The 20,844-nt window shown below is 61.7% G+C and carries 20 protein-coding genes; 12 read left to right on the top strand and 8 right to left on the bottom strand.

Going from position 1 to position 20,844, the window contains the following annotated elements:
• The first annotated feature begins 65 nt into the window (after nucleotides 1–65).
• Nucleotides 66–1,310 carry a cytochrome P450 gene (locus OS035_RS17835; protein WP_097627182.1) on the top strand — a complete coding sequence of 415 codons (1,245 nt, stop codon included), beginning with the start codon at nucleotides 66–68 and terminating at the stop codon, nucleotides 1,308–1,310.
• A 196-nt stretch (nucleotides 1,311–1,506) separates the two neighbouring features.
• Here the strand turns inward: OS035_RS17835 and OS035_RS17830 are convergent, their stop codons facing one another.
• The 4 genes from OS035_RS17830 to OS035_RS17815 form a co-directional block, all read right to left on the bottom strand.
• A complete protein-coding gene (locus OS035_RS17830; protein WP_097627180.1) occupies nucleotides 1,507–3,636 on the bottom strand; it encodes a bifunctional diguanylate cyclase/phosphodiesterase in 2,130 nt (709 codons plus the stop codon).
• Nucleotides 3,637–3,870: 234 nt separating this feature from the next.
• Entirely contained in the window at nucleotides 3,871–4,215 is a 345-nt protein-coding gene (locus tag OS035_RS17825; protein ID WP_097627178.1) for a cupin domain-containing protein, read from the bottom strand.
• A 23-nt stretch (nucleotides 4,216–4,238) separates the two neighbouring features.
• Nucleotides 4,239–5,522 (bottom strand): O-acetylhomoserine aminocarboxypropyltransferase, encoded by a 1,284-nt coding sequence (locus tag OS035_RS17820; RefSeq protein WP_097627177.1) that lies wholly within the window; start codon nucleotides 5,520–5,522, stop codon nucleotides 4,239–4,241.
• Nucleotides 5,523–5,665: 143 nt separating this feature from the next.
• Nucleotides 5,666–6,094 (bottom strand): CoA-binding protein, encoded by a 429-nt coding sequence (locus OS035_RS17815; protein WP_097627175.1) that lies wholly within the window; start codon nucleotides 6,092–6,094, stop codon nucleotides 5,666–5,668.
• A 118-nt stretch (nucleotides 6,095–6,212) separates the two neighbouring features.
• On the opposite strand from OS035_RS17815, the gene OS035_RS17810 reads away from it, so the two are divergent.
• Nucleotides 6,213–6,536 (top strand): hypothetical protein, encoded by a 324-nt coding sequence (locus OS035_RS17810; protein WP_097627173.1) that lies wholly within the window; start codon nucleotides 6,213–6,215, stop codon nucleotides 6,534–6,536.
• A 475-nt stretch (nucleotides 6,537–7,011) separates the two neighbouring features.
• Complete coding sequence (locus OS035_RS17805; RefSeq protein WP_097627171.1) at nucleotides 7,012–7,848, top strand: EamA family transporter; 837 nt, start codon at nucleotides 7,012–7,014, stop codon at nucleotides 7,846–7,848.
• Here the strand turns inward: OS035_RS17805 and OS035_RS17800 are convergent, their stop codons facing one another.
• Together OS035_RS17800 and OS035_RS17795 are read right to left on the bottom strand one after the other, a co-directional pair.
• Entirely contained in the window at nucleotides 7,849–8,673 is an 825-nt protein-coding gene (locus OS035_RS17800) for an enoyl-CoA hydratase (RefSeq protein WP_097627169.1), read from the bottom strand.
• Nucleotides 8,674–8,769: 96 nt separating this feature from the next.
• Nucleotides 8,770–9,000, bottom strand: coding sequence for a DUF1127 domain-containing protein (locus OS035_RS17795; RefSeq protein ID WP_097627167.1), 231 nt, complete (start codon nucleotides 8,998–9,000; stop codon nucleotides 8,770–8,772).
• A 22-nt stretch (nucleotides 9,001–9,022) separates the two neighbouring features.
• On the opposite strand from OS035_RS17795, the gene OS035_RS17790 reads away from it, so the two are divergent.
• From OS035_RS17790 to rpsI, 3 genes are all read left to right on the top strand, one after another.
• Nucleotides 9,023–9,973: a LysR family transcriptional regulator gene (locus OS035_RS17790; protein ID WP_179867136.1), complete on the top strand. Its 951-nt coding sequence runs from the start codon at nucleotides 9,023–9,025 to the stop codon at nucleotides 9,971–9,973.
• Nucleotides 9,974–10,301: 328 nt separating this feature from the next.
• Nucleotides 10,302–10,766, top strand: a complete 465-nt coding sequence (rplM, locus tag OS035_RS17785; RefSeq protein ID WP_003573970.1) for a 50S ribosomal protein L13 — start codon at nucleotides 10,302–10,304, stop codon at nucleotides 10,764–10,766.
• A gap of 1 nt (nucleotide 10,767) precedes the next feature.
• Complete coding sequence (gene rpsI, locus OS035_RS17780; RefSeq protein ID WP_003587370.1) at nucleotides 10,768–11,235, top strand: 30S ribosomal protein S9; 468 nt, start codon at nucleotides 10,768–10,770, stop codon at nucleotides 11,233–11,235.
• A 220-nt stretch (nucleotides 11,236–11,455) separates the two neighbouring features.
• Here the strand turns inward: rpsI and OS035_RS17775 are convergent, their stop codons facing one another.
• Nucleotides 11,456–13,426 carry an acyltransferase family protein gene (locus OS035_RS17775; RefSeq protein ID WP_097627165.1) on the bottom strand — a complete coding sequence of 657 codons (1,971 nt, stop codon included), beginning with the start codon at nucleotides 13,424–13,426 and terminating at the stop codon, nucleotides 11,456–11,458.
• 382 nt (nucleotides 13,427–13,808) lie between these two features.
• Here OS035_RS17775 and cml point away from each other — a divergent pair, with 382 nt between their 5' ends.
• The 4 genes from cml (at nucleotide 13,809) to OS035_RS17755 (ending at nucleotide 18,010) form a co-directional block, all read left to right on the top strand.
• A complete protein-coding gene (gene cml, locus OS035_RS17770; RefSeq protein WP_097627163.1) occupies nucleotides 13,809–14,999 on the top strand; it encodes a CmlA/FloR family chloramphenicol efflux MFS transporter in 1,191 nt (396 codons plus the stop codon).
• Nucleotides 15,000–15,260: 261 nt separating this feature from the next.
• A complete protein-coding gene (gene speB / locus OS035_RS17765) occupies nucleotides 15,261–16,223 on the top strand; it encodes an agmatinase (RefSeq protein ID WP_097627161.1) in 963 nt (320 codons plus the stop codon).
• Between the two features lie 58 nt (nucleotides 16,224–16,281).
• On the top strand, nucleotides 16,282–17,214 hold the full coding sequence (gene argC, locus OS035_RS17760) for an N-acetyl-gamma-glutamyl-phosphate reductase (protein ID WP_097627159.1): 933 nt from the start codon (nucleotides 16,282–16,284) through the stop codon (nucleotides 17,212–17,214).
• A gap of 4 nt (nucleotides 17,215–17,218) precedes the next feature.
• Complete coding sequence (locus OS035_RS17755; protein ID WP_097627157.1) at nucleotides 17,219–18,010, top strand: sulfite exporter TauE/SafE family protein; 792 nt, start codon at nucleotides 17,219–17,221, stop codon at nucleotides 18,008–18,010.
• A 19-nt stretch (nucleotides 18,011–18,029) separates the two neighbouring features.
• Here OS035_RS17755 and OS035_RS17750 read toward each other — a convergent pair whose 3' ends face one another.
• The gene (locus tag OS035_RS17750; protein ID WP_097627155.1) at nucleotides 18,030–19,133 is read right to left on the bottom strand and encodes a COX15/CtaA family protein; all 1,104 of its coding nucleotides are present in this window, start codon (nucleotides 19,131–19,133) and stop codon (nucleotides 18,030–18,032) included.
• Between the two features lie 115 nt (nucleotides 19,134–19,248).
• Between OS035_RS17750 and OS035_RS17745 the strand changes: the two genes are divergently transcribed.
• Both OS035_RS17745 and OS035_RS17740 read left to right on the top strand, forming a co-directional pair.
• Entirely contained in the window at nucleotides 19,249–19,458 is a 210-nt protein-coding gene (locus tag OS035_RS17745) for a DUF2842 domain-containing protein (RefSeq protein WP_003573983.1), read from the top strand.
• A gap of 118 nt (nucleotides 19,459–19,576) precedes the next feature.
• The gene (locus OS035_RS17740; RefSeq protein WP_097627154.1) at nucleotides 19,577–20,818 is read left to right on the top strand and encodes a GNAT family N-acetyltransferase; all 1,242 of its coding nucleotides are present in this window, start codon (nucleotides 19,577–19,579) and stop codon (nucleotides 20,816–20,818) included.
• Nucleotides 20,819–20,844: the final 26 nt, after the last annotated feature.

Here is a 20,844-nt window from a genome sequence, read left to right as displayed (position 1 = left end):
CAGGACGGCTTGCCCTCGCCCCGCCATCTTTCCGAGGCCCGGCAAATCCGCTAAGCCTTCGCGTCATGACGATACCGCCCTTTCTCTCGATCGATTCATCCAACCGCCACGTCTCGCTGGACGCCCGCAATCCGGCCTTCTATGGCGATCCGAATGCCGTCTATGCCGCACTTCACGCCCATTGTCCGACGTTCTACTGGACCGAGCAGAAGCAATGGTTCTTCACGGGTTACGAGCACGTGAACGGTCTGCTGCGCGACCGCCGCTTCGGTCGGCAGATCCTGCATATCGCCAGCCGCGAGGAGCTCGGCCTTGCCGAGCCGATGCCGCACCTTGCCAGTTTCGATCTCTCGGAACGCTATTCCCTGCTCGAACTCGAACCGCCGGAGCACACGCGGCTGCGCACGCTGGTCAACCGCGCCTTCGTCTCCCGCCATGTCGAGAAGATGAAGCCGGAGCTTGCCGAGCTTGCCAACCGGCTGATCGACGGATTCGCCGACAAGCGCGAGGTCGAGCTGCTCTCGGCCTTTGCCGACATCATTCCGGTGACGATGATCGCCCGGATGATCGGCATTCCAGAGGAGATGGGGCCGCAGCTGCTTGCCTGGTCGCACGCCTATGTCCGCATGTACATGTTCGGCCGCACGCGCGAGCAGGAGGATGAGGCCGAACGGGCGGCGAAGGAATTTTCCGACTACGTCAGAACAGTGATCGCCGAGCGCCGCGCCGAGCCGCGCGACGACCTGCTGACCCACATGATCCATACCGAGCACAAGGGACAGTATCTCACCGAGGAAGAGCTGATCTCGACGACGATCGTGCTGCTCAATGCCGGGCACGAGGCGACCGTGCACCAGATCGGCAATTCCGTGCGCACCATCCTCGAAAGCGGCTCAGATCCGGCTGCGCTCTTCCGTGACGAGGCGACGACCGAGCGCACCGTCGAGGAAACCCTGCGCATCTGCGCGCCGGTCCACATCTTCCAGCGCTGGGCGCTGGAGCCCGCCGAAATCGACGGCGTCTCCTTCCAGCGCGGCGACAAGGTCAGCCTCGTCCTCGCCGCCGCCAATCTCGATCCGGCGAAATTCACCGATCCCCTCGCCTTCCGGCCCGACCGCAACGAGGCGGCGAACCTCTCCTTCGGCGCCGGCATCCATTTCTGCATCGGCGCGCCGCTGGCGCGGCTGGAACTCAACATCGTGCTGCCGATCCTCTTCGAGCGGCTTTCCGGTCTGAAGCTGGCGAAGACGCCTGTGGTCAAGGATGTCTATCATTTCCACGGGCTTGACCGGCTGGATCTGCAGTGGTGATCCACCCCTGACAGATCAGCCGTAGCGGCCGGTGATACCGCAGCCTCAGCCTTTTGATTGAAAACGCGGATTGACAAAACTTATCGAGACAGCCGCCGCATGACCCGGCGGCGGCCATGCCTGAAAATGTGGCAATCGATGCGGAAAGTGCTGGTTGGTACGCCTGATCGGAGCATATGCCACGAAATCCACGGCGTCAGGCGGCCGACTGTTCTTCCAGCTTGCTGGATATGTCGCGTGCCGACATCGGTCTGCCGATCAGATACCCCTGAAGCTGATCGCAGCCGGCCTCTCGCAAGATCGCAGCCTGGCGGCTGTTCTCGATGCCTTCAGCGGTCACGGGAATTTGCAGGGCGGTGGCAAGCGAAATGGTCGCCCGAAGAACATCGGCGCCATTGGCGCCTTCATCGAGAGCGGACACAAGCGAGCGGTCGATCTTCATGCGATCGAACCCGAACTGCCGCAATGCGCCAATGCTGGCATAACCGCAGCCAAAGTCATCAAGCGCGAATTTTATGCCGACGCGCTTGAGCTGGTCTATCGACCGCCGAGCCTGATCCGGATTCGTCATCAGGACGCCTTCGGTAATCTCCAAGGTCAGGCGCTTTGGATCGAAGTCGAGCTCCTGCAGGACCGAAATCACTTCGGCGGCAAATTCCGGATTGCAGAGCTGGATTGGCGAGACGTTCACAGACAATGCCAGATCGGGCCAGCTCCTGGCATGCTCGATCGATGTTCTCAGCATGTGAACGCCCAGCGCATCGATGAGGCCGCACCGCTCGGCGAGAGGAATGAAAATCTCCGGGCTGATGTTTCCTGTCGACGTTCGCCAGCGCGCCAGCGCTTCCAAACCGGTGACAGCGCCTGTCGTCGCAGAGACGAGAGGCTGAAAAACGGCCTCGATCGCACCACTGCCGATGGCGCCTTTCAAAAGGCCTTCCAGTTCGGCGACCCGCTGGCGCTCCTCGTCCAGCTCGGGGTCGTATTCGATCGCTTGGCCTCGGCCATTGGCCTTGGCGCGATAGAGGGCCATGTCCGCTCTGCGGAGAAGCTCCAAGGGCTCGATGTCTGCGTCGCCCGCGGCAGCTCCGATGCTTGCGCCGACTTCGATCGTCCGGCCGTCGATTTTGAAGGGCTCGGCAAACAGCGCCAGAATGGTCTTCTCCATATCTTCGCAGGTGGCGGACCCAACATGCACCAGCGCAAATTCATCGCCTCCCAGCCGCGCCGCGGCAACGACTTCGGGGTGGCAGGCCGTCAGCGCGTTCGAGACCAGCCGGATCAAATCATCGCCGACCGCGTGCCCCCAGGCATCGTTGACGGCCTTGAAACCATCGAGGTCGACCAGATAAAGCCGTGGCGGCGAAGAGCCCGAACTCTCGAACTCTTCCAACAGGTTGAGAAGACCATGTCTGTTCAACAGGCCGCTCAGGCTGTCATGGCTCGCTTCGAAAAGCGCTGCTTGCGCCAATTGGCGCAGGCGCCGCGCCTCGGACGCGCCGACCATCAGCACGCCGATCAGGAACAGCGCAAGGATGGCGACGGCGGCCGCGACATAGGGCGTCACCTGCTGAAACACGGTGCTTCCCGGCGCCTTGCTCGGCCAGACGAGATAGCCGATGACGGCCCCCTTCATGTCTGTAATCGGCGTGTTCAGAAATTCCGGCCTGGGCTTCGTCTCAAGGTGTAAGCCCTCCAGTTCATGTTCGTTCGAGAGTGCGTCGAGAACCTCGGGCGAAAATTCCTTGTAAAAGGTCAGTGTGCTGAGCTTCGGAAGCTCGGTGGCGGCCTCGTATGGCTGGATCGCCTGCGATGCGAGCAGGGCGATGCCGCTTTCGGTCTTGATGAAATTGACCACCGGCGCCCGCGCGGGATCGGCAGCTACTCTGATCTGCCGATAAAAGCCTTCGCCGAAAAAGGCGCTCGGCTCGAAGGGCTTGCCTTTGGCATAGGCGGAGACGATCGAAGAGCGGTCGGGGCCGATGACGACCGCACCGTCATACAGCGCGTAATCCTCGCTGGTCTTTCCCCAATTTTCATAGGCCCAAGCGGCCGCGGTCGGAGACGAGGCTGCACTATAGGCATCGTCCCAAATGGCATTGTCAGTCGTCGTCCCGCTCAGGCGCGCCACAAAGGCTCCGATTGCCGCACGGGCGGCGCGCGTGGCCCTGGCATCATCGATCTCATTCGCCGACCGGGTCATCGTGACGACGACATGCGCCATCAAGCCGGTCAGGATGAGGGCGACGACAAGGAAACAGACCGTCGTCGCGATGATGGAAGACGTTTGGGTGCGAACGTGCCTACCTGCAAGAGTCGACGACATGCAAATTCCGCAAAATGTTAATTGCAAGGCCATGTCTGGGGGACGGCAGGAGACATCATGTCCGCTATGCGCTGCAGACAAGATATAGCATTTTGACAATGTAGGGCGGATTAATGGGATTGGTTAAAAGCTTTCTATCCGGCAAAGAGGCGCACGCATTTGAGGAAAAACGGGCCGCCCTCGCCGCAAATCGGGACAGGCCCGCCGTCAACGGCGGCGATTTACCGGCGCTACTTAGACCTTGATCACATAATCCTTGCGAGTCGTTTCAACGACTTCCCACGTCCCTTTGAAGCCGGGTCTTAAGATCATCCGGTCGCCGATCTTCAGATGAATCGGCTCGCCGCCATCCTCGGTCACGATCGAATGGCCGGACAGCAGGCTGAAATATTCCCATTCCTCATAGACGATCCGCCATTTGCCCGGCGTCGCCTCCCAGATGCCGGAATAGAGCCCGCCTGCGGCTTCCTCCAGGTTCCAGCTGCGGAATTGCGGATCGCCGGAGATGATCCGGCCGGGCTCCGGGGCGCCGAACTCCGGTTCGACGCCGTCAATGCGGAAGTGAATGAAATTTGCCATGGTCGTCACGGACCTCTCCGATGTCAGATTTTCGAGAGCGCCTGTTCGAGATCGGCGATGATGTCCTTGACGTCCTCGATGCCGACGGAAAGGCGCACCACGTCGGGCCCGGCGCCGGCGGCGATCTTCTGCTCGTCGCTCAACTGCCGGTGCGTCGTCGAGGCCGGATGGATGACCAGCGAGCGGGTGTCGCCGATATTGGCAAGATGGGAGAAGAGCTGCAGCCCCTCGACCAGCGTCTTGCCTGCCTCGTAGCCGCCCTCGACGCCGAAGGTGAAGACGGAACCGGCGCCTTTCGGCGAATAGCGTTGCTGCAGGACGTGGTTCGGGTCGTCGTCGAGGCCGGCATAATTGACCCAGGCGATCTTGCTGTGCGCCTTCAGCCACTTTGCGACGGCGATCGCATTGTCGCTGTGGCGCTGCATGCGCAGCGGCAGCGTCTCGATGCCGGTCAGGATCAGGAAGGCATTGAAGGGCGAGATTGCCGGGCCAAGATCGCGCAGGCCGAGCACGCGGGCAGCGATCGCAAAGGCGAAATTGCCGAAGGTCGCGTGCAGGACCATGCCGTTATATTCCGGCCGCGGGCTCGACAGCATCGGGTAGTTGCCGGATTTCGACCAGTCGAAAGTGCCGCCGTCGACGATGAGGCCGCCCATGGAATTGCCGTGACCGCCGAGAAATTTCGTCAGCGAATGCACGACGATATCGGCACCGTGCTCGATCGGGCGGATCAGATAAGGGGTTGCCATCGTATTGTCGACGATCAGCGGCAGGCCGTTGCGATGGGCGACATCGGCGATGGCGGCGATATCGACGAAGGTGCCGCCGGGATTGGCCAGGCTTTCGATGAAGATGCCGCGCGTCTTGTCATCGATCTGGCTTTCGAAGCTTGCCGGGTCGGCGGGATCGGCCCAGCGCACCTGCCAGCCGAAATTCTCGAAGGCGTGGCCGAACTGGTTGATCGAGCCGCCATAGAGCCTGTTGGCGGCGATGAAATTCTCGCCGGGGCGCATGATGGTGTGGAAGACGATCATCTGCGCCGCATGGCCGGAGGCGACGGCAAGGGCTGCCGTGCCGCCTTCGAGCGCTGCGACGCGCTCCTCGAGCACGGCCTGCGTCGGGTTCATGATGCGGGTGTAGATGTTGCCGAAGGCCTGCAGGCCGAAGAGGGCGGCGGCATGATCGGAATCATCGAAGACAAAGGCGGTCGTCTGATAGATCGGCGTGACCCGCGCGCCGGTCGCCGGGTCGGGCTGGGCGCCGGCATGGATCGCCAACGTGTTGAATCCCGGATCGTTCTTGGCCATGTCGTCCTCCAGTTGTTGCTGACGGGCAGGATCATAGCCTGTCGCTAACGAAAGTTAATCGCGATCCGTTTCAACCCATAGGCGTTCGGTGGAAAATCCGTCTCAGCCGACAGCGACTCAAGCAACGAGAGCAGCCAACGAGGTCAGGCGATGAGACGGGGATATTCGATCGCCGGGCAGCGGTTCATCACCACCTTGATTCCGGCCGCTTCCGCCTTTGCCGCGGCCGCGTCGTCACGCACGCCGAGCTGGGCCCAGATGATCTGCGGCAGCGGCCTCAGCGCTAAGGCCTCCTCGACCACCCCATCCAGATATTCGGCGGCGCGGAAAACGTCGACCATGTCGATCGGCACGGGAATGTCGGCGAGCCGGGCATAGACGGTGCGACCTTGGATCTGCTTGCCCGCCTGCCCCGGATTGACGGGGATGACTTCGTAGCCGCGCGACAGCAGATAACCCATGACGCCGTTGCTCGGCCGGGCCGGATTGGGCGAAGCGCCGGTCAGCGCGATGGTCTTTACCGAATGCAGGATTCCGGTGAGATAATCATCCGTATAGCTGTCGTGGTTCATGTCCGCTTCTCCACTTGCAAAGCCGATTGGCATGGCCCGCAGGTTTTTTTGCATTTCCGTGAAACCGGCTGCACGCCTTTCCCGTATATATGAACAGGATACTCCTGAGGATGATTCGATGAAAAAAATCGCTCTTGCCCTCATTTTCGTGCTCGCCGCATCGCCGGCGCTGGCGATCTCGCGCCACAATCCGCTTGCCATGAGCTGTGCCAGCGTGCGCGCCGCCATTCACAATCAGGGTGCGGTCATCTTCCGTTACCAGTCTCCCCGCGGACTGCAGCTTTACGATCGCTATGTCCGCAACAGCAATTATTGCGATGCCACCGACTATGCGGAATGGACGCATATCCCCTCGAAAGACGATCCGCGCTGTCCCGTCCTGAACTGCCAGAACATCGACAACCTTGACGGGATGCTGTTCGTTCCGCATTATCAACTTTGATGGTTTCGCCGTCCTGACCGCCGCAGGAACTATGCGTCTTTCGCGTTTGCGAAAGGCGCGCATTCAATCCCGCGCTGCGATATTTCGAAAGTTACACAATCAGAAGCTTTAAAATCCCAGTATGTCAAAGTTATAGAATAATATCTATATTTCAGCATCATAGAATAGTCGGTTACCGGGTTCCCGCAAATGGTTTCTTCTTTTGTTCCCGATACTATCGGGCTCCGTTCCCGTATCCATTAGAAACATCTCATAGTTGAAAGGATCGCCTGGATTGAACGCATGTCGCGCGCACGTAAAAATTGCCTCGAAGCGCCGCAATTGTGCCCGTGCCGAAAGAATGCTATTCGACACATCAACACGTCCGCGACCGCTGCCGTGTATTTTCGTGCAAATCCCAGTTGTCTTTTCAGGAATTTGAAACGTCCAAGGCGAGGCGTTTCCAGCGTCTCTCATCTTTTCCGGATTTACTCCCTTGCCGCTCGACGTCATCCTGCTCGTTCTCTTCGGCGCATTGCTGCATGCGACATGGAACGCCATCGTCAAGGCAGGAAGCGATAAATCCCTCGATGCGGCATTGATCTCGGCCGGCGGCGCGGTTTCAACTCTACCGTTCCTGGCATTCCTGCCGCTGCCGCAAGCCTCTGCCTGGCCGTTCATCGGCGCTTCGGCCATCCTGCAATTCGCCTATTTCCAGCTGGTCGCCGCCGCCTACCGGGCCGGCGATATCGGTCTCGTCTATCCGTTGATGCGCGGCTGCGCACCGCTGCTGATCGCCGCGACAAGCGGTTTCATCCTGAAGGAAAATCTTTCCGGCGGCGCCCTGGCCGGCACAATGACGATCTGCGCCGGTGTGCTGACGCTTGCTCTTGAGGCTCGGCGCGGCAGCAGCCGCGCCGTCATGCTCTCGCTTGCCAATGCCTGCGTCATCGCCAGCTACACCTATGTCGACGGCATCGGCGCGCGGCTTTCCGGCAATGCGGTCTCCTACACATTGTGGATGTCGCTGCTGCCGCCGGTGCTGCTGTTTTCCTGGGCGGTTTCGCAACGCGGCACCATCGCCGTGGCGCGTCACGTCCGTTGCAACTGGTGGCGCGGCCTGATCGGCGGCGCCGGCTCGATCGCGTCTTACGGGCTGGCCCTCTGGGCTATGACGAAAGTCCCGGTCGCAACCGTTGCCGCCCTGCGCGAAACCGCAATCCTCTTTGCGCTGGTGATCTCGATTACTGTCTTCAAGGAAAAAGCCAGTGTCTGGCGCTACGCCGCCGGCGTCGTCATCGCCATCGGCGGACTGGTTCTGAAACTGGCGTGATCACTCGCCGGTCCATTCCGGGGCGCGCTTGCCGAGGAAGGCGCCGATCCCCTCCTCAGCATCCTGCGTCAGCATATTGCCGACCATCACTTTGGCGGCATAATCATAGGCTGCCTCGACCGGCAGTTCGATCTGCCGGTAGAACGCTTCCTTACCGATCTTCAGGGTCAGAGACGACTTGCTGGCGATCACGCCGGCATATTTGGCAACGACCTGCGCCAGATACTGCTTCGGCACGATGCGGTTGACGAGACCGAAATCCTTAGCTGTGGAGGCGTCGATCGTCTCGCCGGTCAACAGCATCTCCATCGCCTGCTTGCGATGCGCGGCCCGGGTAACAGCGACCATCGGCGTCGAACAGAACAGGCCGATATTGACGCCCGGCGTGCAGAATGTCGACGTATCCGTGCAGATCGCCAGATCGCAGGAGGCAACGAGCTGGCAGCCGGCCGCCGTCGCCAGCCCGTCGACCTCGGCGATGACCGGCTTCGGCAGATTCGCGATTTTCAGCATCAGATCGGCGCAGAGCCGGAAGGCCTTGTCGAAGAAACCGGCTCCCTGATCTTCATCGGCACGATGGGCGGTGAGTTCCTTGAGATCGTGGCCGGCGGAAAAGACATTGCCGGTCGAGGCGATGACGAGGACGCGCACGCTCGCGTCCGATCCGGCCTTGTCGAGTTCGGCCATCAGCGCTTCGAGAAGCGCGATCGACAGCGCATTGGCCGGCGGGTTGTTGAGCACGAGACGCAGCACGCCGTCGCGCAACGAGCGGAGCAGTAATCCCTCCGCCCTGCCTGCGTCCGGGAAGGATACGATTTCGGCCATGATGCTGCTCCCTGCGCTCGATTTCCAGACGGACGTATTGCCACAAGGCGCCGGCAATTTCGAGCAGGATCAGCGCTTTCCGCTGAGCCGCAGCCGTTACGACCAGAACCAGGACTTTGCTGTCTCGGCCCTCGCCTGCGCACGGGTCAGGCCGACATCGCGAAGTTCGTCCTCGGTGAGATCGCACAGTATGCGGCGACTGCGGCGCTTTTCCAGCCGATGTTCGACCGCCGCCAGCAGCCGCCGGCCCCAGCGCGCCGTTGCGCGAAATTTCGATCGAACGATATCGTGCGGCGTCTCTAGTCTCTCACTCAATTCCAGGGCCATCTCGTCTTCCTTTCTTCGATGGATGAAAGATGCGCTGGAGAATGCCGCGAAGGAAGCTTATGGATATTATGAGAGGCATAAGGATTTCTTTGGCATGGCGCTAAAGTTGGATCAGCTCGCAACCTTCGTCCACGTTGCCGATCTCGGCAGTTTCACGGCGGCCGCCGACAAGGAAGGGCTGACGCAGCCGGCCGTCAGCCTGCAGGTCAAGGGGCTCGAACAGCGGCTCGGCGTCCGGCTGATCGAGCGCGTCGGACGGCGGGCGCAGCCGACCGCGGCAGGCCTCGATCTGTTGGCGCACGCAAGGCGGCTGCTGCAGGACGCGGCCGCCGCGGAGGAAGCGATGATGCCGCACAGGGATGGCGCCAGCGGTCGCGTGCGCATCGGCAGTGGCGGCACCGCGTCGATCCACCTGCTTCCTCGGGCCATCTCCGCCGCCCGCAAATCCATGCCAGGCCTCGAAATCACCGTCCATATCGGCAATGCCGACGACGTCTTGCGCGATCTGGAGGCCAACAGCCTCGATATCGCCGTCATCGCGCTACCGGCCTCGGGTCGGAACCTTGAGATCGAACCGTTCTACGAGGAGGAATTGCTGGCGGTCGCGCCCGCCGGCAGCCGCATGCCCGACGGCGGACCGGACGCCGCTTTCATGCGCGACAGGACGCTCTTGCTTTACGAGGGCGGCAATACGAGACGGGCAATCGACGCATGGCTGGCCGCACCGGACACCCGGATCCGGCCGGCCATGGAGTTCGGCAGCATCGAGGCGATCAAGGAACTGGTGGCTGTCGGGCTCGGCTGGTCGATCCTGCCGGGGCTGGCGGTGCAGCGCGACCGCGCCGGCCTGGTGACGACATCATCGCTGCAGCCGAAGCTCACGCGCCGCCTCGGCATGGTTCTGCGGCGGGACAAACATCTGACCCGCGGCCTTCGCGAAATGATGAAATGCCTGCGCGCGTTCGAGGGTTAGCGGCTGCTTTCGACCGCGGCACGCTCCTTAAAGTCCGGCAGGCTCAAGCCCGCCACGGGCGACGTGAAAACGTCCGATGCACCGGCCTTCAGTCAACAAAAGTGAGGTAACATAATACCATATATCTAACTTATTGTTTTTGCTGGTTCTTTTTTCCAGACGTCGGGAAAGTCGATGTTGACCCCCTATCACATTGCCTTTATACACCGCGCAGAACGCAGCCTGTCCGGGCTGCTTTCTTTTTGGCATGCCGCAAGCCTGTCAATCCAAGCAACAAGAAACGCCCTTCAAGCCCTCGGGCCAGGGGTCTCAAAAGAGAGTATTCACTATGGCAACCTTCTCCCAGAAGCCTGCAGAGGTGGAGAAGAAGTGGGTGATCATCGACGCCGAAGGGCTGGTCGTTGGCCGTCTCGCTTCCATCATCGCTATGCGCCTGCGCGGCAAGCACAAGGCAACCTTCACGCCCCACGTTGACGACGGCGACAACGTCATCGTCATCAATGCCGACAAGGTCGTTTTCACCGGCAAGAAGTATTCCGACAAGGTCTACTACTGGCACACCGGCTTTGCCGGCGGCATCAAGGAACGCACCGCTCGCCAGATCATCGAAGGCCGCTTCCCGGAGCGCGTCCTCGAAAAGGCCGTCGAACGCATGGTTCCCCGCGGCCCGCTTGGCCGTCGCCAGATGAAGAACCTGCGCGTCTACGCCGGCTCCAACCATCCCCATGAAGCCCAGCAGCCGGTCGCCCTCGACGTTGCCGTGCTCAACAAAAAGAATGTAAGGAGCGCCTGATATGGCTGACCTCTCCTCCCTGAAGGATCTCGGCACGGCTACCGAAGCTGCTGCTCCGGCCCACGTCCGCAAGGTCGATTCGCTCGGCCGCTCCTACGCAACCGGCAAGCGTAAGAACGCCGTCGCCCGCGTCTGGGTCAAGCCGGGCTCCGGCAAGATCATCGTCAACGGCAAGGAATTCGCGGAATATTTCGCCCGTCCGGTGCTGCAGATGATCCTGCGCCAGCCGATCGTTGCAGCTGCCCGTGACGGCCAGTTCGACATCGTCGCAACCGTCGCCGGCGGCGGTCTCTCCGGCCAGGCCGGTGCCGTTCGCCACGGTCTCTCCAAGGCGCTCACCTACTTCGAACCGGGCCTTCGCTCGGTCCTGAAGAAGGGCGGCTTCCTGACCCGCGACAGCCGCGTCGTCGAACGCAAGAAGTACGGCAAGGCAAAGGCCCGCCGCTCGTTCCAGTTCTCCAAGCGTTAATCGCTTCGGACAGACGGAATTTTACGAAGGCCGGGGCAACCCGGCCTTTTTGTTTTGCAATCGGTTAAAAGGGCAGAACCACTGCCGCGCGCGCTCTTCAGAACGCCAAAACACCGCGGTTCCGCGGTAACGGTATCGGTCAAACAAGAACAGTAGCAGCGCGTCTGAAAGATAGCGACGCGCTTTAATTCGCCCCAGGCGACGTGCATCGCGACGTGCATCAGTCGGAAGAAAGGGCGGCCACGCCGTTTCCATCCATTATGTCGTCTTGCCTGAGAGCGACCAGGATTTCGTCGGCGACGGCTTCCGCACCCGCCGAGGTGAAATGCACCTTGTCGGAAATGAAGGTCTTGCCGTCCCGCGCCAGATCGCACCGGCCCGCCTCTCTCCCACAGAAAATCTTGGCCGGATCGACGCGTAGGACATGCCTGTCTTTGGGATCGTCGAGATAGGCGTAGGAAGGCGACGATTGCTGGAGAAATTCATCCTGGGCGATCGTGATCGTCGGCGCCGGGGTGCCCTTGTGCATCAGCTTCGCGACCTTGGCGGCGATCTCCGTGTCGCCGCGCGGATGAGGATAGACGATGATGACGCGGATGCCGGCCGATGTCAGCGCGCCGACGGTTTTGTCGAACGCATCCCTCAGCCTCTGTCCCACGTCTGATGTCGCGACTTCTTCGCCATTGAAGATGTACCGGGATTGCTCGAAAAAGATCTTCCAGGAGGCGGCGAGGAAGACCGTTTTCACCTTGCTCTTGACGAGATATTCGATCGCTGCAGCGTTGAAGGCGCCGCAGTCGCGCGCCTGGTGGGGAACCATCGAGACGTCGGCGACCGGCGCACAGAAGCTGTGGGTGATCTGCTGCAGGCCAATATTCATTCCGTCCAGGCGCTTGGTCAGCGCCGGTGTCAGCGACGAGGCCAGCGAATCTCCGAGGATGGCGTAAGTCTGGGCGTGGCTGCCGTTAAATATGCAGTTCTCGATCGGCATCGCATCCCAGCCCGACGAGCCCTCGAGCAGGCAGGTCTTGCTCCAATCATTGTCCGCCATGAATTCCTTGATCGGCGCCGGCAGCCGCCAGGGAATGCCGCGCGTGTCGTGGCCGTAGATGCCGAAGGTGATGAAGGCTGCAAGCACCAGGGATACGGATGCGACCAGGCTGCGGGTGGACGGCAGCAATCGGCGCTCGCCGCGGCGGAACGGCTGCTCGACGAAACGCCAGGAGAGATAGGCGAGCATAAGAGAAAGGCAGGCGAGAGCGCCCATCACGATCAGCGGGGGCGGATCGATACTGCGGATCCGCGCAAAGGCAAAAAGCGGCTGGTGCCAGAGATAGGCGCTGTAGCTGATCTGCCCGATCATGGTGAAAACGCGGGTCGAAAGCAGTGCCGACACCCAGGTTCCCTGTCGTGCATAGAGCAGCACGAGCATCGCGCCGATCACGGGAACCACGGCGAGCGTGGAGGGAATGGGCGAGGTTTCGTCGAAATAAAAGACGGAAAAGGCGATCATGCCGAACCCCAGCAGCGACAACGGATCGCTGCCGCGCTTCTGCCCCTTCGACTGCACCAAGCTGCAGATCGATCCGGCCAGAAATTCCCAGGCCCGCGAGGGCAGGAAATAGAAATTGGCCGAGGGAAAAACCCGCGAGGCCCACTCGCTGTAGACAAGGCTGGCACACGCGATCGCAACCAAGACCGCAACCATCCAACTCGGCTTGCGCTTCCACATCACCATGACGAGCAGCGGAAAGAACATGTAATACTGCTCTTCGACGGCGAGGCTCCAGATGTGGAGCAGCGGCACCTCTCCGGCCTCCGGGGCGAAATAGCCGCTCTTGAACCAGAACAGGAAATTGGCGCCGGAAAGACTGGTGGCAATCAGGCTGTCGGAGAAGGCGCGAAACTCCTCCGGCATGACCCAGAGCCAGGCGAAGGGCAGACAGCACAGGACGACGAGAAACAGGGCCGGCAGGAGCCGGCGAGCGCGGCGCTCATAGAATGCCGCCAGCGAGAAGGTGCCGTCGCGCATCTCCTCAAGGATGATCGAGGTGATCAAAAAGCCGCTGATCACGAAGAAAACGTCGACACCGATGAAGCCGCCGCTGAAGAAACTGAAGCCCGCATGAAACAGAATGACAGGCATCACCGCGGCCGCCCGTAGGCCGTCAATCTCTCTTCGGTAAATCACTGTAAATATTCCTGAAATATAATGTTTTTGCTGACTGTGCGGACCGAATCTGCAACCCGGACTTGCATAGGCAATCGCCAATTTTTCTGCAAGTATGAATTTTATAAAAAATTTGACTAAACCACCGCTTTTATCGGTATCGGCGGCGCGGGAGGAAGAGCGTTCTGTTGCCGAGCCCCGGCTACGCTGCTAGACAAGGGGCAAATGGCATCGCGAATGAGCGGAGCCGCAGTCCGGGGCGCATGATGAGAACAACCAAGTCCGCAGACAAATAGGCCGCAACAACCCTGCCCTGTTGTTGCGGCGTCTGTCCGGCCAATCCCCGATCCTGACGAAAAGACAGATCGCCGCCGAATGAAATCATTTGAGCGGTCTCTTTCCCATGTCTTATTCCAAAATCCAGCGCTGGACCTATTCCGTGCCGGCAGCCTTGCTGCTGATGGCGCCTTTCGACATCCTGGCCTCGCTTGCCATGGACATCTATCTGCCGGTCGTGCCGACGATGCCCGAGGCGCTCGGCACCTCGCCTGAGGTCATCCAACTGACCCTCAGCCTCTACATGCTAGTGCTCGGTGCCGGGCAGATCGTCTTCGGTCCAGTCTCCGATATCGTCGGGCGGCGGCCCGTTCTGCTCGGCGGGGCGGCACTCTTCGCCACTGGCTCACTCTTGCTTGCCGAAACATCATCGGCACCCCTCTTCATGATCCTGCGATTGCTGCAAGCCATCGGCGCCTCAGCGGCGCTGGTCGCCACCTTCGCAACTGTACGCGACGTTTACGCCGAGCGCCCGGAAAGCAGCGTGATCTATAGCCTGCTCGGTTCCATACTGTCCTTCGTGCCCGCATTCGGGCCGATCGTCGGAGCGATGATTGCGGATCTCTACGGGTGGCGAGCCATCTTCGTCGTCATCGGCCTGCTTTCGGTCGCCGCAACTCTCAACGCCGGGATGCGGTGGCATGAAACCCGCCCCACCACGGCGGCGGCGACCATCTCGTTCCAGCCAATTCTCGCGAGCTTTCCCTTCTGGGTCTACACAACCGGCTTCAGTGCGGCGATGGGGGCCTTCTTCGTCTTCTTCTCGACCGCGCCTCGCATCCTGATCGATCAAGCCGGGTTTTCCAGCATCACCTTCAGCTTCATTTTTGCCTCGGTGGCTTTAGTGATGATCGTGACGGCGCGCTTTGCCAAACGCTTCGTCACGCGCTGGGGCATCGCAGGCAGCCTCGCCAGAGGCATGGCGATGCTGCTTCTCGGCGCCGGGATGCTTGCCGCCGGAGAGGTGTTTCTGCAGGCACCCCTCATCGGCTTCGTCCTGCCGATGTGGATCATCGCGATCGGCATCGTCTTTGCGACCGCGGTCACCGCCAATGGTGCGCTCAAGGCGTTCGACGATACCGCCGGTACGGCGGTGGCGCTCTATTTCTGCATCGAAAGCCTCCTGGTCGGCGTTCCCGGCACCTTGTTCGTCGTATTGCTCGGCGGCGACACCGCCTGGCCGCTGGCAGCTTATGCCGCGGTGACGGCGCTGATCACCCTCGCCGGACTGCGGCGGCTTTCGTGCAAGACAGCCTGACGAACTTGCTGCTGAATGGCGGCCGCTCGAAAGCCAGGAGCGGCTGCCAGGCGAAGCATCGCTTGAAATCTCGACCCACCTCGCCTACCCCTTTCCTGCCCCGAAAGGAAACATCGGTTGCTTTCGGGAGATCAGGCAAACCTGACCGTCCGGAGCAGCCTATTTCGTCGCCCGGCGGTTTGGTCGTGACCGGTGACCGGCCGATATAAGGCCGACATCGAACGCGACTATGGTTTAGCGCCCATAGAGAAGGAGCCCCTCTTGGCGAACAAATCCATCGATCATGCCTTTACGGCGACCAGCCTCACTTCCGCCGCCAGCGATCCGACCTTTGCCGGCGCGCTGTCCTTCATGCGCCGCCGCTTCACCAAGGAGCTTGCCGGCGTCGACGTTGCCGTCTGGGGTATTCCCTTCGATGCGGCAACCTCGAACAGGCCGGGCACACGCTTCGGGCCGCAGGCAATCCGCCGCGCTTCGGCGATCTTCGACAATGATGCGCAATATCCGTTCAACCGTGATCTTTTCGCCGAGATGGCGGTGATCGACTACGGCGATTGCCTGCTCGACTACGGCAATCACCAGGATACGCCCGATGCCATCGAACGGCAGGCGAATATCATCCTCGACAGCGGCGCCTTCCTGCTGACGCTCGGCGGCGATCACTACGTCACCTGGCCGCTGCTGAAAGCCCATGCGGCAAAACACGGCGCCCTCGCCCTTGTGCAGTTCGACGCCCACCAGGACACCTGGTTCGACGAGGACCGGCGGATCGACCACGGCTCCTTCGTGGCGCGGGCCGCCCGCGAGGGCATCATCGATCCCGACCGCTCGATCCAGATCGGCATCCGCACCCATGCGCCGGAGGATTGCGGCGTCAATATCCTCTACGGCCATCAGGTCGAGGAGATGAGTGCGGGCGATATCGCCTCGGCGATCATCTCGCATACGCGCGGCGCGCCTGCCTATCTCACCTTCGATATCGATTGCCTCGATCCGGCCTTTGCGCCGGGCACCGGCACGCCGGTTGCCGGCGGACCGTCGAGCGCCAAGATCCTCTCGGTGCTGCAGCGCCTGCACCAGCTCGATATCCGCGGCGCCGATATCGTCGAGGTGTCGCCGCCTTACGATCATGCCGATATCACCGCCATTGCGGGGGCAACGGTGGCGATGTATATGCTGGGGCTTCATGCCGAACGACGCGCCATCGCCGTGTCACAAGGCTGACCTATTATCCCAAAATGAATCCGGAAACCTTCTGAACCCATTGAAAGCGCAGGTTAACATGGCACCGAAAATCTTCATCGACGGCGAACACGGCACGACGGGTCTGCAGATCCGCACGCGCATGGCCGGCCGCCGCGATGTCGAGCTTCTGTCCATTCCAGAGGCCGAGCGGCGCAACGCCGCCATGCGCGAGGACATGCTGAACAGCGCCGATATCGCCATTCTCTGCCTGCCCGACGATGCATCGAAGGAAGCGGTTCAGATGGTCTCGGCCAACAACAATGTCCGCGTCATCGACACGTCGACCGCCTTCCGCGTCAATCCCGGCTGGGCCTACGGCTTTGCCGAAATGGACGGCGCGCAGGCTGACAGGATCAAGGCCGCGCGTTTCGTCGCCAATCCCGGCTGCTACCCCACCGGCGCAATCGGCCTGATCCGGCCGCTGCGCGCCGCCGGGATTCTGCCGGACGGCTACCCGGTCGCGGTCAATGCGGTTTCCGGCTATACCGGCGGCGGCAAGCAGATGATCGCCCAGATGGAAAATCCGGATCACCCGGATGCGATCACCGCGCCGCATTTCGTCTACGGCCTGCCGCTCACCCATAAACATGTGCCCGAAATGACCGTGCACGGGTTGCTCGATCGCGCGCCGATCTTCTCGCCGTCGGTCGGCAAGTTCGCGCAGGGCATGATCGTGCAGGTGCCGCTGCATCTCGGCGACCTCGCCGAGGGCACGACGATGGAAAGCATTCATGCCGCCCTCGCCGCCCATTATGCCGGCCAGGAGATCGTCACCGTCGTGCCGCTTGCCGAAAGCAAGACGCTGCCCCGCGTCAACGCCGTCGAGCTCGAAGGCAAGGACACGATGAAGCTCTTCGTCTTCGGCACGCCGAGCGGTTCCCAGGTCAATCTGGTGGCGCTGCTCGACAATCTCGGCAAGGGCGCCTCGGGTGCCGCCGTGCAGAACATGGACCTGATGCTCGCTTCCTGACGCCATGACGCTGGATGCGCTTTTCGCCGGCGTGCACGTCTGGTTTGCCGCCGCCCTGCCCGACCATGGGATCTATGCGCTGATGGCGTTTGCCTTCATCGCCGGGCTTGCCCGCGGCTTTTCGGGCTTCGGCGCCGCATTGATCTTCATTCCGCTCGCCGGCGCGATCGTCGGGCCGAAGCTGGTTTCGCCGATCCTGCTCGTCATCGACGGCATTGCCACATTGGGTATGATCCCGCCCGCCTGGCGCGGCGCCAACCGGCCCGAGGTCTTCGTCATGGCGGCCGGGGCCGCACTCGGCGTGCCGGCCGGCACGGCGATGCTGGCACTGCTCGACCCGCTGCTCCTACGCTGGAGCATCACCATCATCGCCATCGGCCTGCTTACGCTTCTCGCATCGGGATGGCGCTATCACGGCGCGCCTTCGGCTCCGCTCAGCAGCGGCGTCGGCCTGATCGCTGGGCCTTTCAGCGGCGCCGCGCAGCTTGGCGGCCCGCCTGTCGTCGCCTACTGGCTTGGCGGCAAGAGCGACTTCACGCGCGTCAGAGCGAATGTCGTGCTCTATTTCTCGATCTCATCCGTCTTCAGCGCCATCAGCTATTACGTCGGCGGATTGTTCGTGCCTGCGGTCTTCGCGCTGACCGCCGTCATCCTGCCAAGTTACGCGGTCGGGCTCTACGGCGGCTCGAAACTGTTCGGGCTCGCCGAGGAGCGGACCTTCCGCATCGCCTGCTACATCCTGATCGCCACCGCCACGATCATCGGCATGCCGCTGCTCGATGGGGTGCTGCGCTAGACTGGCTTACGACACCGCTTCACCCGCGCTCCGCGATGGCGGTGGCGTGCGGATATTCGCCATAAAAACCGCGCCAGTTGGCGATGGCGAAACCGAAAACCACCAGGGCGCCGGCCTGATGCAGCAGGCCCCAGTGTAGCGGCACCTGCAGCAGCAGCGTGGCGATGCCTATTGCCGCCTGCAGCGTCACCAGTGAGAAAAGCACGACGGCGCGGCGGGCATGCGTGGTCCAGGCTGCGGCGCGAAGCGCGATCACCATGTTGATCAACGTCAACGCGAAGAGCGTATAGGCGCCGATGCGGTGGATGAACTGCACCGTCTTCGGGTTCTCGAAGGCATTGATCCAGAAGGGCTGCTGGATCAAGAGATCCGACGGGATGACCGCGCCGTCCATCAGCGGCCAGGTGTTGTAGGAAAAACCGGCGTCTAGCCCCGCCACCAGCGCGCCGAGATAGATCTGGAACAGCGCGAAAATGGCGATCGCGGCGGCAAATCCGCGCGAGCTGCGTGTCGGCGCCGGATCGTTGGAATGCGGTGAGAGCCCGCGCATGATCCACATGCAGCCGGCAAAGATCAGGCAGGCCATAATCAAATGCGTCGCCAGCCTATACTGGCTGACGTCGGTGCGGACGGACAGCCCTGAGGACACCATCCACCATCCGATGAAACCCTGCAGGCCGCCAAGCGCCAGGATGCCGACGAGCGGCCAGCGCAGGCCCTTCTCGATCCGCCCCGTCAGCCAGAAAAAGAGGAGCGGCAACGCGAAGATCACGCCGATGCCGCGGGCGATCAGCCGGTGGGCCCATTCCCACCAGAAGATACCCTTGAACTCGTCGACGGTCATGGAATTGTTCAATTGCTGAAATTCCGGAATGCGCTGGTAGAGGCGGAATTCCTCCTCCCATTCGGCGGCCGACAACGGCGGGATGACGCCATGGATCGGCTTCCACTCGGTAATGGACAGGCCGGAATTGGTCAGCCGCGTGGCGCCGCCGACGAGCACGAGACAGAAGAGCGCCAAAAGCACGAAACCCAGCCAGAAGCGCAAGGCGCGGCGGTCGCGGTTCTGCTTGCGCACTTCGCTCAGGATCGCCTGTTCCGTGGTCGGGTTTGCGACGGCCATGATGTCTCCTTCTATCCGGCAGTTGATTTGCCCCAGCGGCTCATGCAAAACAAGCCCCGAACCTTTGCGGCATGCCGTCGCGCCGGTCCGCCCCGTCCCTGCCGAGAGATAATTGATGCCCGTCCGCCTCCGCAAATTCATCGGCACGATCCTCATCATCGTGCTCGTTCTGGTCTATGCGCTGGTGGCGAACACGATCGCGGTGGCAACGCTCGGCAACGCGCCCTGGTGGGGGCACCTGCTCTATTTCCTGCTCACCGGCCTGCTCTGGGTTCTGCCGGCGATGGTAATCATCAAATGGATGGCCGGGCCGCGGCAGCAATAGGCCATTAACGGCCGAATAACCGTGATAGGCGGAAAACCTCGCCCATGGCGTGCGAGTAAACCAAATATACGTCCTGCATTCCTACCTTCCCGTTCAGCATTCTTGACCGGAGAAAACCGTGCAGACGCAAAAGCTCGATGTTCATGAACAGCCGTCGGAGGACGGGGCGCTGGCCCAAACGACCATTTCGCGCCTGCGCCAGCTCAGCATGAAACTCGCCATGGCCGAAGTCGACATCAGCGTTTTCGACGCGATGCAGCCGCTGGAGGACGACTGGCGGGTGCTAGAGCGCGACAATCTCCAGTCGCTGCATCAGAGCTATGACTGGTGCGCCGCCTGGGTGAGCGCGTTTCAGCGGCCGCTGGCGATCCTCAAAGGCACCCATGCCGGTGAGACGGCTTTCATTCTGCCGGTCGAAATCGTCAAGTCGCGGGGGCTTGGCGTGGCGAAGTTCATCGCCGCCGATCACAGCAATATCAATACCGGCCTGTTTTCCCGAAATTTTGCCGAAAGCGGCGGCAGCATCGACGCCGAGAAGTTCGCAGGGCAGCTTCGGCACGCCTTGAAGGGCCGGGCCGATCTGCTGCTGCTGCAGAATATTCCGCTGGAATGGCGGGGAAGACAGACCCCGCTCACCGGGCTGCCGATGGTGCAGAACCAGAATCACGCCTATCAGCTGCCGTTCTTTCCGGCTTTCGAGGAGACGCTGAAGCAGCTCAACGCCAAGAACCGGCGCAAGAAATTCCGCGTTCAGTCGAAACGCCTCGAGGCGGCCGGCGGCTTCGAATACCTTGCCCCCGAGGAATCGGAGGAACAGCACCGGCTGCTCGACATCTTCTTCCGGCTGAAGAGCGCCCGTTTCGCCAGCCTCGGCCTGCCCGACGTCTTTGCAGACAAGGAAACGCAGGCCTTCCTGCACGGTTTGATCGACAAGCGGGGTGACGGCAGGCAATATTTCGGGCTGCAGATGCATGTGCTGCGGCTCAAGGGAGAGAATGAGGGTCGGGTCGCCGCGATTTCAGGGATTTCGCGCAAGGGCGACCATATCATCTGCCAGTTCGGCGCGATCGATGAGGAGCTGGTGCCGGATACGAGTCCCGGCGAATTCCTCTATTGGCAGACCATCTCGGGATTGCATGGCAAGGGGGTGGCGCTGTTCGATTTCGGACTCGGCGACCAGACCTACAAGCGATCCTGGGCGCCTGTGGAGACTGCGCATTACGACGTGGTGCTGCCGGTCTCGCCGTTCGGCGTTCTCGCCGGCGCCGCGCACCGTATCGTCACCCGCGGCAAGGCCCATATCAAGGCCCGACCGAAGCTCTATAAATTCACGCAGAGCATCCGCGCACGGATCGGCTAAGCGGTGTTTATGTTACGCGTGTCGTT

It is taken from the genome of Rhizobium sp. 268 (assembly GCF_036571585.1).
Taxonomy (GTDB): domain Bacteria; phylum Pseudomonadota; class Alphaproteobacteria; order Rhizobiales; family Rhizobiaceae; genus Rhizobium; species Rhizobium redzepovicii.
This window is presented reverse-complemented; position numbering and strand designations above follow the sequence as displayed.